Source organism: Frederiksenia canicola, assembly GCF_011455495.1.
GTDB lineage: Bacteria > Pseudomonadota > Gammaproteobacteria > Enterobacterales > Pasteurellaceae > Frederiksenia > Frederiksenia canicola.
Genome location: NZ_CP015029.1, coordinates 443,633 through 458,276, shown reverse-complemented (window position 1 = coordinate 458,276; position 14,644 = coordinate 443,633). Strand labels below are relative to the sequence as shown.

The window sequence follows — 14,644 nt, the reverse complement described above, 5'->3', positions numbered from 1 at the left end:
CCTTTAGGGCTAACAAGCGGTCAGATCCCAGCAAAAATTTGCAAAAAATTGGCGGGATCTGACCGCTTGTTGTCTATATCTACTTAAATCCGTCCGAATTTACCCCGATTGAAATCATCAATCGCTTGGCGAATTTCTTCAATGGAATTCATGACGAATGGGCCATAACCAACCACAGGCTCATCAATCGGCACACCCGAAAGCAGTAAAATTTTCACTTCCGCATCGCCTGCAGAGACACGCACTTCGCCGTTGGTTTGTTCAAAGTTTACCAACTGACCTGCACTGGCGTTGTCTTTGCCGTTGAACGTGGCATCACCACGTAATACCACCATAGAAAGACTGTGGCTGGCTGGAATGTTAAACACGGCGTCTTTACCTGCATGGATCACCACATCCCACACATTCATTTCAGTGAATGTGTCTGCCGCCCCTTTGGTTGTGTCCATTTCACCCGCAATGATGCGAACGTGTCCCGCATCATTTGGAAGTGCGATCACCGGAATGTTCTCTTTGGCTAGATGTTGATAGCGTGGTGGGGTGTTTTTGTCTTTTGCAGGCAAATTGACCCAAAGTTGCACCATTTCAAATGTGCCACCGCTTTTGCTGAAGGCTTCAGAGTGAAACTCTTCGTGCATAATGCCCGCACCTGCGGTCATCCATTGTACATCGCCCGCTTTGATCACGCCGCCGCCACCGGTGGAGTCACGGTGAGCTACTTCGCCTTGGTAAGCGATAGTCACCGTTTCAAACCCTTTGTGCGGATGCTCGCCCACGCCGTGGGCGTGATCTTCATAATGACGGTTTGGCTCGAAGTGGTACGGTGCCGCATAATCCAACATTAAGAATGGATTGGTGCCACGATCTTCACCCATATGAGAGAAAAGTGGTTGTACTAAGAAACCATCGCCAACCCAGTGTTGGCTATTTGCTTGATAAACTTTTTTCACATTACGCATAATAAAATCCTTTGTTTTCAATTGGTGAATTTTTAGTGAAGTTGCATACCCACAGCTTGCATTTCACGTAATTTTGCGGGGGTAACGTCATTCCCTTCACTATCTAGTACGGTTACTGTGGACATAATATTCACCACTTGGCCGCGAATTTGGCTGAGATAGGCTTGACGTAAAGTGGCACGCTCTGCGATTTCATCACTACTCAAGCCAACCGTTTTGGCTTTACGTGCCAGTTCATTGATTCGATCTAATTCTGCGATACGCATCGTTTGCTCCTTGGTTATCTTCATTTAATTTTGCTAATTTTCACTAGCATTTCGTTTTGTTGTATGTATTATATGATGTACAAACCTAATTACAAGTACGCACATTTTTGATACTGTAAAAGACGTGAAAAAATAATGGGAGAAAGACAATGAAAGAAAAACCAGAAAGCCTTGAACATCAATCCGTTTGTTGCCCTGTTAGCACCACATTAGAAATTATTGGCGGGAAATGGAAAGTGTTGATTTTGTATCACTTAAACAGCCAAACTCGCCGTTTTAACGAGTTGCAACGGCTATTACCGAAGGTGACACAGCGGATGCTCACCTTGCAATTACGTGAATTAGAAATGGACGGTATCGTTCATCGTGAAGTTTATCCCCAAGTACCACCAAAAGTAGAGTATTCACTCACGGAATTTGGTTCTACCTTGATGCCAGTGATTGAAGCGATGTTTGAATGGGGGCAACGTTATGCGGTGGAGTGTTTGAAACACAAGAAAGGGGCATAACAAGCGGTCACTTCCTTGCAAAATTTTGCAAAAACTGACCGCTTGTGTTTACTTCGCAAATGCTATTGAGTGAGTGCAAGCTACTGAGTTTTATAAACGAATTAGTGCTTCGTCCTTACTTAGTATTACTTAGTATTAGGAGGCATCGCTTTTTTGATCTTATTTGTGATTGTGCGATGGCGACATAATACCGCACATCTAGTTTCTGTTTACATACCTTTACAAGCAAAAATACATTTGAGATAATATGATAATTATTGTTATTTGTATTTTTGTTTGCTTATTTCCTTTCTTTATTACCTTATATAAGTAAATTCTTAAATATACAACCTTCTATGAGATAAAACATAATGAGAAATAGAGTGCATTCTATTCTTATAACAACATTCGTTACTTGTTTACATGTGTTACTCGCTTGGGGGCTGATGCAAATTCCTTTTAATACCTTAGAGTTTGATGAGATCAGTAATTTACAAATGGTTGAAGTTAATCTCGGTGTGGAGGCACCGAGTGTTGAGGTAGCACCAGAACCTGAGCCTGAGCCTGAACCAGAGCCCGAACCTGTTGTTAAGGAAGAAATTACTACGACTGAAGTACCTGAGCCAGTTGCTGATTTGGTTAAGGAAGAACCCAAAATTGAGCCACCACCAAAAGTCGAACCCCCGAAAAAGAAACCAGAACCTAAACCTAAAAAGGCAGAGAAAAAACCAAAAGAGAAGAAAGAGGTGAAAGTTGCAAAAAAAGCAGAAAAACCGACCGCTTCCCAAGGAAAACCAACAGCTGAAGGTCCTATCGGTAAGGAGAATGGGGTTGCAGGTAGTAGCGCTACGCAAGGAAATGGGCATACCAATGCCAGCCTTGGGGCTGGGTATGGTAAAGCAATGGTTGGGCGTTGTTCGGATATTTCTGATGAGGCCGATGATGAAGGTTCGGTTAAATTAAAAGTAGCTGTTGCTGAAAGTGGTAAAGCTTCTAGCGTGGAGGTCATTGGTCCATCTGGCATTAAGCGTTTGGATAATCAGGCAAAAAGAATAGCATCTTCCCATATTTATAGCCCTGCTAGATCAAATGGTAAAGCCGTTGCAGGTTTAGTTATTTTTACGATGAATTTTAAATGTGGCAGTGCTGCATAATTTAATTTCGTTTTTGAGAGGTTTTATATGAACTTAATTGACATTTTTAAACATCAGGACATGGTACTTTCTATCTCATTCGGGATATTGGTACTGATGAGTGTAATTTCTTGGAGCATTATTTTTATTCGTTTAACACGTATGATGAGCGTGAAAAGTCGCAATAAAAAAACCTTAGCCACTTTTTGGCAATCTCAACATTTGAGCGAAGCTCAACAAAATATTACTAAAGACAGTTCAGTTATTGCTCGTATTTTGAAAGAGGTTTTACCAAGTTACCAAACCTACATCAATCAAAAAGATAAACTTTCAGGCTTACAATCACAACTCTCTTTGAAAGACTTCTTAACGTTAAATATTCGCAATGCGATGAGCCAAGTATTACGTCAGTTTGATGGTGGATTAGTTACTTTAGCTTCCATTGGTGCGGTTGCTCCTTTTATCGGTTTATTTGGAACAGTATGGGGTATTTTTAATGCCTTAATGGATATTAGCCAGCAGGGGCAAGTGAGTATTGCAACAGTGTCTGCACCAATTGGTGAGGCTCTTGTCGCAACGGCAATGGGGTTATTTGTAGCGATTCCAGCAGTATTAGCTTATAACGCCATTACTCGCTTAAATCGTAATTTATCCCAAGATTTAGATGCGTTTGCACACGATCTTTATGTGTTCTTACTCAACAAAACAGAGGGCTAAAAAATGGCATTTGGATCATTTGAGAAAGAATCTGGCGGTGTGATGTCAGACATTAACGTTACCCCCTTGGTTGATGTCATGTTAGTGTTGTTGATTGTATTTATGATCACAATGCCTGTTTTAACCCAATCTATTCCTCTTGAGCTACCAACGTCAAGCATTGAAAAACAATCTGAGCCGAAGAAAGTGATGCGTATTGCCATCAATCAATCAGGAACGTATATCGGTGAACAGCTTGTTTCAGAAGATGAGTTAAAAACTCAACTTATTCAACAGTTTCAAGAAGATAAAGATGCCGTTGTGGCAATTTCTGCTGATGTTGCCGTCGAGTATCGCTATGTTGTGAAGGTGTTAGAACTTGCTCAACAGTCAGGCTTGAAAAAAATCGGATTTGTAACGGAAGTGAAATAAGACAAGAGGTTTCTTATGAAGTATGCAGTAAAAACAACGTTAGCGGTTGTGATCTCTTCAATGCTTGCAGCCTGTGGCGGCACAAAAGGTAGTTTTGGTGTAGATGATGTTGAGGTTGAAAAACCGGGCGTTACTAAGGGGAGCTCAAAAGATATCAGTACCACGCCAAGAGTAAAAGCTGAAGAAGCAGAAGGCATTATGCGTCCTGCATTAGGGTATGAAGTGAAGATTCCTGTGAGAAATCGTCATCCTAAAAATAAAGATGTACACGTTTCATTGAATACGGAAAGCATTGTTGCCTTGAATCAAAATAATAATGACGTTCCTCATTTAGATGAGGTAAAAAAATCGTCAGATAATGCGGTTGTAATTTATACCCATACGAATACGGGTAAAGCAAGTGCGGAAAGAAATACGGAGTATGTGAAATCAGGCTATGTAGCAAATATAGGTTGGACGGATAGACGCTTTCGAGAGGGAATATTTAAGGTGGGGCCTTACGGTTATGTTTATTACCATGGAACAAACCCTTCAACCGCAGTACCTGCAACATTGAAGGCAACTTACCAAGGGACGTGGGATTTTGTAACAGATGCAAAAGACGGACGTAATTTTGATGGTTCAGGCTTTAACCCGGGTATTTACCGTCCAGGTGATTTTGCTGGGGCATCTTCTTTTGATGATCGTGTTCATAATCAGAAAGATGGTAATAAAATTGGACATACAAGTGAGTTTGATGTTGATTTTGGCACCAAAAAACTCTCTGGCAAGCTATATAAGCATACTGAGGTAAATAATAATAACCCTGAACAAGCACATCTTCTTCGTTATACGATATCAGCTGACATTGTAGGAAACCGCTTTAAAGGAAAAGCGATTGCTAATGATAAAAATAATGAAGCATTTAAACAGGATTCCAACTACCTAGAAGGGGGGTTCTACGGACCAAACTCCGAAGAGTTAGCAGGGAAATTCTTAGCAAATGATTATTCTTTATTCGCTGTATTTGCTGGAAAGCGTGCGAAAACAGAAGGTGAAAAAGTCGAGAAACAATACGATGCGGTTTATATTCCTTTAGATAATTTTAAGGCTAACGATCTCAATACGTTCGGTAATATCGATAAACTAATTATTGATGGTAAAGAGTATGATATTGCTACGAATAAAGATACTTTTGTAAGTTATAAAACGGATAAAAAAGACGGCACTAAAATAGTGATCTGTTGTAGCAATTTAGATTATGTCAAATTCGGTAATATTGGTGTCAATAACCAAGCAAATTATTTCTTACAAGGTGAAAGAACAGCAACAAAAGAAATGCCAACCTCGGGAGAAGTAAATTACAAAGGAACTTGGGAAGGTTATATCTCGGATAGTGCGGTATGGAGTACGTCGGCAGGAAACCAAAATGGTGGAAGCCGAGCGGAGTTTGAAGTTGATTTTGGCAGTAAAAAAATTGCGGGTAAATTAACGGCGGAAGAACGTATCAACCCAACTTTTATTATTCATGGCTCTTTAGATGGAAATGGATTTAATGGTAAGGCATCAACAGGAAAAGATGGCTTCAACCTTGATCCTGCGGCAACAAATAGTTCACGCATTGTTCATATTCAGAATGTTGATGTCAAAGGCGGATTCTTCGGCAAAGATGCATCGGAATTAGGTGGTTCTTTCCACAGTGAAGCATCAAAAGTGGGCGTTGTTTTTGGCGCAAAACGCCAAGCAAATGAATAATGAGGTATGCCATGAAGCAATCTGTATTTAAGTTAAATTTAATTAGCGTCGCACTTTTTTCAAGCTGTTTAGTTGGTGTTGTGCAAGCGGATGAAAGTCAAGAAAAAATTACTACACTAAGCGATGTGACTGTTACAGGGGTGAAGAAAAAAATTCACCGTAAGGAAAATGAAGTCACTGGCTTAGGTAAATTAGTAAAAAATGTTGATTCTATCAATAAAGAGCAGATTTTAGGAATTCGAGATCTCACTCGTTATGATCCGGGTATTTCTGTGGTTGAGCAAGGTCGAGGTGCATCAGCGGGTTATTCGATTCGTGGTGTGGATAAGAACCGTGTTGCGTTAGTGGTTGATGGTCTTCCGCAGATTCAATCCTATGATGTACTTCGCTCATCTGGTGGAAGTGGTGCGATCAATGAAATTGAATATGAGAATATTCGCTCTATCGAAATTAGTAAAGGAGCGAGTTCTGCAGAATACGGTAGCGGCTCTTTAGGGGGAGCGGTCGGTTTTAGAACCAAAGAAGCAAAAGATATTATCAAGCCTGGGCAAAGTTGGGGGCTAAATAGTAAAAGTGCTTATAGCAGTAAGAATAAGCAGTTTACCAACTCACTTGCTTTTGCAGCAGAGCACAATGGCTTTGATGCGTTAGTCGTTTATACCCATCGTAAAGGGAAAGAATTACAAGTTCATAAAGATGCGGGTAGCCGCTCTCAAACGATTCAACGTGTTTCAGGCTATTTAAACGAGTATCAGCTTTCACATACGCTTGATGAAAGAGCAAAATACGATTGGTTTTTAATTGAAAGTGAGTGTAAAACCTTAGATTGCCAGCCTAAGCCAGGTGTAAGAATGACGAGAGCAACTCCTCCTACTCGCCGAGAAGTACCCGCATTGAGTGCTGCTGAGGAGAAAAACTATCTGGCGATGGTTCATCCAATCGAAACGGTAAGCGGTAATGAATATACGGGTGAAGGTAGAGTTAAACCGAATCCAATGGATTATAAAACGGATTCTTGGTTAGTTAGATTAGGCTATCAATTTACCCCTAAACACTATCTTGGCACTATTTTTGAACATACCAAGCAGCAGTATGATATTCAGGATATGGCAGTACCCAAATATTTTACGAATGCAGATGTACAGCGTAATCTTTCACCAAATCCAAATACAGGCATTTATGAAGGGAATAATATTTTAGATGGTCTAGCATTCCGTAAAGAGTATTTCCGTCCGTTAGCGATAGGGTTACGTTGGTCTCGTACACAATTTATTGATGAAGAGCATACAAAAATACGTTCAGGTTTAGTCTATCGCTATATGAATCCCGAAAAAGATGGGGTTGTGGATAATCTTACTTTAAGTGCGGATAAGCAGAAAATTGTGATTGATAACTTCTTGCATCAAAAACATTGTTCTGCGTATCCAACCGTGGATAAACATTGCTTACCAAGTTTAGATAAGCCTTGGTCTTACTATCAAGCCGAACATAATGTTTATACCGAGAAGCACGATGTCGTTAGACTTGAGTTGGATAAAACCGTCAAGCTTGGATTTACCAAACATAAATTAGGGGTATTAACCGGTTTCGATAAGTTTAAGTCTAGCTTAGCTCGCAGTGATTTCTTTGAACAGTATGCAGGCTTTGAATGGAAAACATTATTGGGTCGTGGGACTTTTGATAGCCCCTATATTTATCGCAGAGAAAAAGAGCAAATTGTGACCAAGCAGCTCTGTAATTGGGAAAAACCTTCAGGTTTAACAGATTGCTATACTCGCCACATTACAGGGCATAATTACTATCTAGCGCTACGTGATCATATGAGTTTAGGTAAGTATATTGATTTTGGGGTTGGTGCACGTTATGACTATCATCAAATGAAATCAAATGATAAATGGACAGGCAAAGGTTCTTACAAAACCTTCTCTTGGAATGCGGGTATCGTTGCTAAACCGACGGATTATATGTCACTTTCCTATCGTGTCTCGACAGGCTTCCGTGTACCAAGTTTCCAAGAGCAATTTGGTTTACGCACACCGGGCTTAGAGCGTGGTCGTGATGATGATGCACAGTATGTGAGTAAACTCGATCCTGAAAAAGCCTTTAACCAAGAAGTCGGCATTACCTTTAGAGGTGATTTTGGAACACTTGAGACGAGTTACTTCAAAAATACCTATAAAGATATGATTACTCTAGCGAAGATCCGAGGGCTTGATGCTGGAAACGTGTTTAGCTATGGCTACCACAATGCACAAGAAATCGAACTCACAGGGATTAACTTGCTAGGCAAAATTGACTGGAATGGTGTTTGGGAAAAAGTTCCAGAAGGCATTTACACTTCTCTCGCTTACAACCGCATTAAGCCGAAGAAAGTGAAAAACAAGCCGAATTACACCCATATTCAAAGCCCATTATTGGATTCATTACAACCTTCTCGCTATATCATTGGGTTAGGTTATGATGATCCAAATGATAAATGGGGAATCCTTGGTTCTATGACCTATTCAAAAGGAAAAAGTAATGCGGAGTTAATTGGAACGGTAGAACACGGTGAGCGTGTTTATGCGGAACAATCTACTAAAAAACGCACAAAACCTTGGCGTATTTATGACTTAGTTGGCTATGTGAATGTAAAAGAGTTCCTAACATTGAGAGCGGGTATTTACAATGTCTTCAATACTCGTTATACCACTTGGGAATCGGTTCGCCAGTCATCTATTAATGCCTTAAATAGCCAAAAAGCGGTCACAAATTATGAGCGTTTTGCTGCACCAGGCAGAAACTTTACGCTCTCTGTGGAAATGAAGTTCTAATGATCAGCGTATAAAAAATGAAAGGGGAAACGTGCGTTTCCCCTTTGTTTTTGCAAATTTCGACAAGAAACTGACCGCTTGTTGTTACTTCACCAATGCCATTGAGAGCAAGGTGATCGGGTGTAAGCAGGTAAGATTGGTGGACATATCAATCTGCCATTTGCACGTTTCGCATTCAGATACCACAAAATCAAAGCCACCGTTATTGATGTGGTTGAATAGTGGGTTGCCTATAGCTTGGGAAACATCGTAGTTTTCCGCTTTGAAGCCGTAAGTGCCCGCAATACCACAGCATTGTGATGGCAGCATCACAATATCTAAATCAGGAATGTGACGCAACACATCTAGCGTATAAGGTGCCCAGCCTGCTTTATCAACGTGGCAAGCGGTGTGATATGCCACCCGCAGCGGCATTGATTTAAATTTTGGCTTGCGACCTTCGTTGAAAAGTTGATAGAGATAGCGAGTGACAATATTCACGTGTGGGCGAATGGCGGCGTTATCCATGCCGAGAACGTGGTGATATTCATCTCGTAAGTTCATCGTACAGCTGGAAGATGTACCGACCACATCTAAGGCTTTCTCAACCACTTTTTCCAACTCTTTCAAATTGAATTTCGCCAAGGTTTTGGCTTTTTCAGGGAAGCCGTTCACTGCCAATGGTAAGCCGCAACATTTCTCTTTTTCAAGTAGCACCACACCAATGTCCATTGCATTAAACACATCAATTAATTCTTTGCCAAGCTGTGGGTTGTTGTAGTTGACATAACAGCCGTGGTAGTAGGCAATTTTGTCTTTATACCGTCGTTGGCGTTCAGCTTCTTTTTTCAGATACCAGTTGCGGAATGAACCGAAAGCATATTTCGGTAAAGTACGATGGCGGCTGACATTTAACGTTTTTTCGAGCAGGAATTTGGTTGCTTTGAGCCCAGTAATGGTATTCACAATTGGGGCGAATGGTGTATTGAGTTTCCCCATTATATCGGTATTGCTCAGTACCGCATCCCGTAATTTATGCATCAATGGTTTGTTTTGGCGGTCGAGATGTTTATTTCTGGCACGCACGATAATGTCGCCGATTTTCACATCAGACGGGCAGGCAATTTCACACCGTTTGCAGTTGGTGCAATATTTCAGTGCTTCATCATACAAATCTGCACTTTTCAACCGCAATCGCTCTCCGTCAGGCCCTGACTGTTTCGGACCTGGGTACGCTGGATTTTGGCGAGAAACAGGGCAAACTGCTGTGCAAGCGGTGCATTTTATGCAGCTTTCAAAACTTTCATCAAAGCTTTGATGCACCATTGCAGGATTCAGATTTTGTTGAGCTTGTTCGATTAAACGTTGAATGTTATTCATAATATTTCTCCCACAATGTGGAATTTGTTATCCCTTCAAAATTTCATCTGCCACCGTCAATGCAGTGACCACAGCTACACCTGATCCACAGCCGAGTTCAAGGCTGTTGAAACCGCCGAGAACGTTGCCAATAGCATAGAGGTTTGGCACAAACTCACCTTCTTTTTGCACTTGGCAGCGGGAGTTGATTGCCACACCTGCCGATTGATACGGTTGCGGGGCGGAGAAGCGGTTTGCCGTCCATGACAAGCGGTCAGTTTTATCAAACGTTTTGCAACCGATGATATCGCTATGGAAAATCGGCTCAAAAATCTGTTCAAACTCCGCCACTAAGCCGTTACTGAAGTAGCTGCCTGTGGCTAATACAAAATGCTCTGCCACAATTGGATCTTGCTGATGCAATTGGGTGTAAATGTGGCTCACTTTGCCGTTATCAAATTTGGCTTTCAAGGCTTTATCGCCGTTGAGCATCAAGCCACCGAGTTGTTCAAATCTGGCACGTAACTGTTTGTGTTGACGAATACCAAGCAGAGAGGGTGGCAAGGTTGGCAGTTCAAAAATCGCCAAACCGACCGCTTGTTTCAGTGCGTTGAAGAAACTTTGATCGTCCAAACCAAAACAAGCGGGCAGGAAAATGGCTTCGGCACCTTGGCTGGCTTGCTGAATTTCTTTGACCAAATCCGCAAATGCCAGTTTGTGTTCCAACAGTTGAGCGATATTCACACTGCGGAATTCGCGGGCGTTATCACGTAGCTGGTCTAACTCTGGGATGTGTAAATAAGCAGTGCTAAGTTCGCAATGGGCGAATGATGGAGTCTGTTTGAGGTTGTCTGCCAATAGCTGTGGCTGGAAATCGTGGTAACCTTCAATGCCTAGCACCGCAATTTTTTGATAGGCAAAAGGCTCGTTACCTTGCACGGTCGGAACACTATTAGGTGAAAGCCATGTTGAACGCAACCCTCCAAGCGGTGTGATCCGCAGATGATTTTGCAAATGTGAACCGACTAAATCAAGGTTGAGAGAGGCGGCTAATTGTTCAAATTGTTGTGCTTTTGCGAAAGTCTTTTCTTTTCCAATCAAGCAATATGGATGTTGCGGTAGTTGTTGATAAAGTGCGGTGTAATTTTGCTCTAAGGATAGGATTTTTCGTCCGCTAGGTAGTTGACCAAGCAGATCCATTGAGCCAGAGCTAAAATCAATGGCTGCTTGCCCATTATTGATAATTACGCATTTCTTGCCTTTTTCTTGGAGGGCAATCCCACAGGTGAGTCCAGCTAAGCCCCCACCAATAATCACTACATCAAAATTCATTGTCATCTGTCCCCTGCTGTGCTTGTTGTTCAAGCGGTTGAACATCATTCAAACCGAGTAGGCTGTAATAGATCCAACTGGTAAATTCCGCTTCTCGAATGGCATCGCCCCATGCAATTGGCTCAATGCCCCGCCAACGCTCTTCCATAAAAGAGGCAAGCTGCGTAGTAGATTGGCGTGGCGTGGCAACATTAAAGCGAGTCATCAACCCTGCAGCGCGACAGGCACAAAGTTCTGCTTGGCAAGTGCCCATTCCCACACGAGTGCGGCGGCGGAGATCGACTAAGTTATTGACGCTTAATTCATCGACGGCATAACGCACTTCACCAGCGGTAACCGCTTCGCATTCGCATACCAGTGAGCGATCCAGTCGTTCTTTATCCAGCAAGCGAGTGGCACGAGAACCATGGCGATACACTGCCGAATAACGAATGGTGCTTGGCAACGAAATCACTTTACTGTTGGTTTCCGCACGGCTTTCGCTTGAGCCGGGTAAGGCTCGTTCGGCGGTGGTACAGCGAGTGGTTTTGTTTAGTTTTTTGCAAACCAGATCCGTTGCCCATTCAGCCATTAAACGGTAGGTCATCAATTTACCGCCCGTGATGGTGATAAAGCCTTCTAAGCCGTCTCGCTCTTGGTGGTCAAGCAAGACGATGCCACGGCTGACGTTACGACCAGACGGATCATCATCGCTTGCTACCAGCGGACGCACCCCCGCATATGCCCGGAGCACACGGGTATGGCGAAGGCTTGGTGCGAGCTTTTCACCTTCACGGAATAGAATATCCACTTCTTCAGGGGTCACGATCATATTATCGATTTGATCGTAGGGAATGCGACTCGAAGTCGTGCCGATTACACTGATGGTATCGCCCGGCACGAGTATGTCAGCATCGGCTGGATTGCGGCAGCGATTAATCACCATTTTGTTGATGCGGTGCCCCATGACGAGCAATGCGCCTTTCGCTGGGAACATTCGGATCTTAAGATCGGCATATTCGGCAATGCCTTGTCCCCAAATACCGCTGGCATTGACCACAATGGGAGCGAAAAATTGGCGGTCGATGCGGTTTTTGTGATCATACACATTTACGCCGATCACTTTGCCACCTTCGCGAATTAAGCCCTTCACTTCGCAGTAAGTGAATACTTTTGCACCATTTTCGGTCGCATCTAACATATTGGAAGCGGTTAAGCGGAAAGGGTCAATTGAGCCATCTGGCACCACTACAGCTCCGATTAAATCAGGATTGACAGACGGTTCCATTATTTTGGCTAATTTCGGATCAATCGCAACCGCTTCAATATCCGAGGCGGCACAAGCATCGAGGAAGGTTTTTTGGTAGTTGATGTCATCTTCAGGCAGAGTGATGAAAAGCCCTTCGGTTTCATCAATACAGTGGCGAGCAATTTTACGCAGAATGCGATTTTCGATAATGCACTCCTCGGCGGATTCACGATCTTTGACGGCATAACGTGCCCCACTGTGCAACAAACCATGGTTACGTCCAGTCGCCCCAGTGGCAATATCTCTGCGTTCCAGCAAAATACAGTTGATGCCTCGCAACGCACAGTCTCGGGCAATCCCCGCCCCTGTTGCTCCACCACCGATAATGATCACGTCGGTGCTTTGTGGCGAAAAGTCAGCAGCATTGCGATATATTTGAGGTGATATATTCATAGCTCCCCCACAATTAATTAAAAAATCATCAAAATCATTGTAAAACGAAAATATTTTAGCGTTAAACAACATTAATCAACAATAAAATGATCGAAAAAGAAAGTAAATTTGTGACATATTTCACATATGTACACAATTTTTGTGAATTGGCTCACAAAATTAAAGATTAGTGCTTTGAAAATTATCTAAAAAATTTATTATTTGCGTGGCAGGTTCAGAAATGAACATTTTTCTTTTACCTTTTGTTTTGGAGTTTCTTATGTTTGGTCCATTTAAACCCGCTCCGCATATTCCGGAGCTTCCTGCGGACAAGATAGATTCCACGTATAAACGCTTGCGTTGGCAAGTGTTTGCAGGGATTTTCTTTGGTTATGCCGCTTATTATTTTGTGCGTGCTAACTTTGATTTAGCCCAAAAAGGTTTGATTGAAGCAGGTATGTATAACAAAGCTGAACTGGGTATTATCGGTACAGGTGCTGGTTTAGCTTATGGTTTATCTAAGTTCTTTATGGCGTCAATTTCTGACCGCTCAAATCCAAAAGTTTTCTTACCATTTGGTCTTTTACTCTCTGGTCTCTGTATGACTATGATGGGGTTAATGCCTTGGGCAACTTCAGGTATTGCGGTAATGTTCGCGTTAATCTTCTTAAATGGTTGGTTCCAAGGTATGGGGTGGCCACCATGCGGACGCACAATGGTTCACTGGTGGTCTAAATCTGAACGGGGTTCTATTGTGTCTATTTGGAATACCGCTCACAACTTAGGGGGAATGGTTCCAGGTGCGATGGTGTTACTTGCAAGTGCGTTGTATTTCTCTACCCATGGTGTTGAAGCAACAGCAAAAGATGTATGGCAAGAAGCCCTTTACTATCCAGGTATTGCAGCGATGATCGCCGCCATTCCGATTTATTTTGTAATGAAAGATACCCCACAATCTTGTGGTTTACCGCCAATCGAAAAATGGCGTAATGACTACCCAGATGACTATAACGAAAAAACCTACGAGCATGATTTAACAGCAAAAGAGATCTTCGTGACTTATGTGTTGAAAAACAAATTGTTATGGTACATCGCTATCGCTAACGTCTTCGTTTACTTAATTCGTTATGGTGTATTGAAATGGTCACCAGTTTACTTAGGTGAAGTAAAACACTTCAACATTAAAGGGACAGCTTGGGCATATACCATTTATGAGTTAGCGGCAATTCCAGGTACATTATTATGTGGTTGGGTATCGGATAAAGTGTTCAAAGGTAAACGTGGTTTAACAGGCTTCATCTTTATGATTTTAACCACCGCTGCGGTTGTAGCCTTATGGTTAAATCCAGCAACACCAGAAAATGAATTGGCTCAATATGCAGGTCACGCTTGGTATGAAAACCCATATCAATTAATGGACTTCATTTTAATGACCACTATTGGTTTCTTAATCTATGGTCCTGTAATGCTTATTGGCTTACACGCTCTTGAACTTGCACCGAAAAAAGCAGCAGGTACCGCAGCAGGCTTCACAGGGCTATTTGGCTACCTTGGTGGTACCGTTTCTGCATCAGCGGTGGTTGGTTGGGCTGCTGAATACTATGGCTGGGACGGCGGTTTCTACGTGATGATTGCCGGTGGTGTGTTAGCCATTCTGTTAATGTTTATTACAATGATTGAAGAAAGTAAACATAAAGCAAAAATTGGTGATACTTACGGTAACTAATTTTTAATTGCAAAGGGATATGCAAAAAAGCATATCCCTTTTTGTTTACAAGCGGTCAGTTCCGCAA

Annotated in this window: 12 protein-coding genes; 7 read left to right on the top strand and 5 right to left on the bottom strand. The window is 42.3% G+C overall.

Going from position 1 to position 14,644, the window contains the following annotated elements:
- Nucleotides 1-83 precede the first annotated feature (83 nt).
- Together A4G17_RS02235 and A4G17_RS02230 are read right to left on the bottom strand one after the other, a co-directional pair.
- The gene (locus A4G17_RS02235) at nucleotides 84-959 is read right to left on the bottom strand and encodes a pirin family protein (RefSeq protein ID WP_207948561.1); all 876 of its coding nucleotides are present in this window, start codon (nucleotides 957-959) and stop codon (nucleotides 84-86) included.
- A gap of 32 nt (nucleotides 960-991) precedes the next feature.
- Nucleotides 992-1,225 carry a DUF896 domain-containing protein gene (locus tag A4G17_RS02230; RefSeq protein ID WP_123957038.1) on the bottom strand — a complete coding sequence of 78 codons (234 nt, stop codon included), beginning with the start codon at nucleotides 1,223-1,225 and terminating at the stop codon, nucleotides 992-994.
- A 149-nt stretch (nucleotides 1,226-1,374) separates the two neighbouring features.
- On the opposite strand from A4G17_RS02230, the gene A4G17_RS02225 reads away from it, so the two are divergent.
- From A4G17_RS02225 to A4G17_RS02200, 6 genes are all read left to right on the top strand, one after another.
- Nucleotides 1,375-1,734, top strand: a complete 360-nt coding sequence (locus tag A4G17_RS02225; protein ID WP_123957037.1) for a winged helix-turn-helix transcriptional regulator — start codon at nucleotides 1,375-1,377, stop codon at nucleotides 1,732-1,734.
- A 425-nt stretch (nucleotides 1,735-2,159) separates the two neighbouring features.
- Entirely contained in the window at nucleotides 2,160-2,867 is a 708-nt protein-coding gene (locus A4G17_RS02220) for an energy transducer TonB (protein ID WP_236941020.1), read from the top strand.
- A gap of 27 nt (nucleotides 2,868-2,894) precedes the next feature.
- Nucleotides 2,895-3,563: a MotA/TolQ/ExbB proton channel family protein gene (locus A4G17_RS02215; RefSeq protein WP_123957036.1), complete on the top strand. Its 669-nt coding sequence runs from the start codon at nucleotides 2,895-2,897 to the stop codon at nucleotides 3,561-3,563.
- A 3-nt stretch (nucleotides 3,564-3,566) separates the two neighbouring features.
- Complete coding sequence (locus A4G17_RS02210) at nucleotides 3,567-3,974, top strand: ExbD/TolR family protein (protein WP_123957035.1); 408 nt, start codon at nucleotides 3,567-3,569, stop codon at nucleotides 3,972-3,974.
- Nucleotides 3,975-3,989: 15 nt separating this feature from the next.
- The gene (locus A4G17_RS02205) at nucleotides 3,990-5,708 is read left to right on the top strand and encodes a transferrin-binding protein-like solute binding protein (protein ID WP_123957034.1); all 1,719 of its coding nucleotides are present in this window, start codon (nucleotides 3,990-3,992) and stop codon (nucleotides 5,706-5,708) included.
- 11 nt (nucleotides 5,709-5,719) lie between these two features.
- On the top strand, nucleotides 5,720-8,521 hold the full coding sequence (locus A4G17_RS02200; protein ID WP_123957033.1) for a lactoferrin/transferrin family TonB-dependent receptor: 2,802 nt from the start codon (nucleotides 5,720-5,722) through the stop codon (nucleotides 8,519-8,521).
- A gap of 84 nt (nucleotides 8,522-8,605) precedes the next feature.
- Here the strand turns inward: A4G17_RS02200 and glpC are convergent, their stop codons facing one another.
- The 3 genes from glpC to glpA are packed head-to-tail and all read right to left on the bottom strand — an operon-like array spanning nucleotide 8,606 to nucleotide 12,872.
- Nucleotides 8,606-9,880 (bottom strand): anaerobic glycerol-3-phosphate dehydrogenase subunit GlpC, encoded by a 1,275-nt coding sequence (gene glpC / locus A4G17_RS02195; protein WP_123957032.1) that lies wholly within the window; start codon nucleotides 9,878-9,880, stop codon nucleotides 8,606-8,608.
- A 27-nt stretch (nucleotides 9,881-9,907) separates the two neighbouring features.
- Nucleotides 9,908-11,191: a glycerol-3-phosphate dehydrogenase subunit GlpB gene (gene glpB, locus A4G17_RS02190; RefSeq protein WP_123957086.1), complete on the bottom strand. Its 1,284-nt coding sequence runs from the start codon at nucleotides 11,189-11,191 to the stop codon at nucleotides 9,908-9,910.
- Nucleotides 11,181-12,872, bottom strand: coding sequence for an anaerobic glycerol-3-phosphate dehydrogenase subunit A (gene glpA / locus A4G17_RS02185; protein WP_123957031.1), 1,692 nt, complete (start codon nucleotides 12,870-12,872; stop codon nucleotides 11,181-11,183). Before glpA ends, glpB begins: the two co-directional genes overlap by 11 nt.
- A gap of 259 nt (nucleotides 12,873-13,131) precedes the next feature.
- On the opposite strand from glpA, the gene glpT reads away from it, so the two are divergent.
- A complete protein-coding gene (gene glpT / locus A4G17_RS02180; RefSeq protein ID WP_123957030.1) occupies nucleotides 13,132-14,577 on the top strand; it encodes a glycerol-3-phosphate transporter in 1,446 nt (481 codons plus the stop codon).
- Nucleotides 14,578-14,644 lie beyond the last annotated feature (67 nt).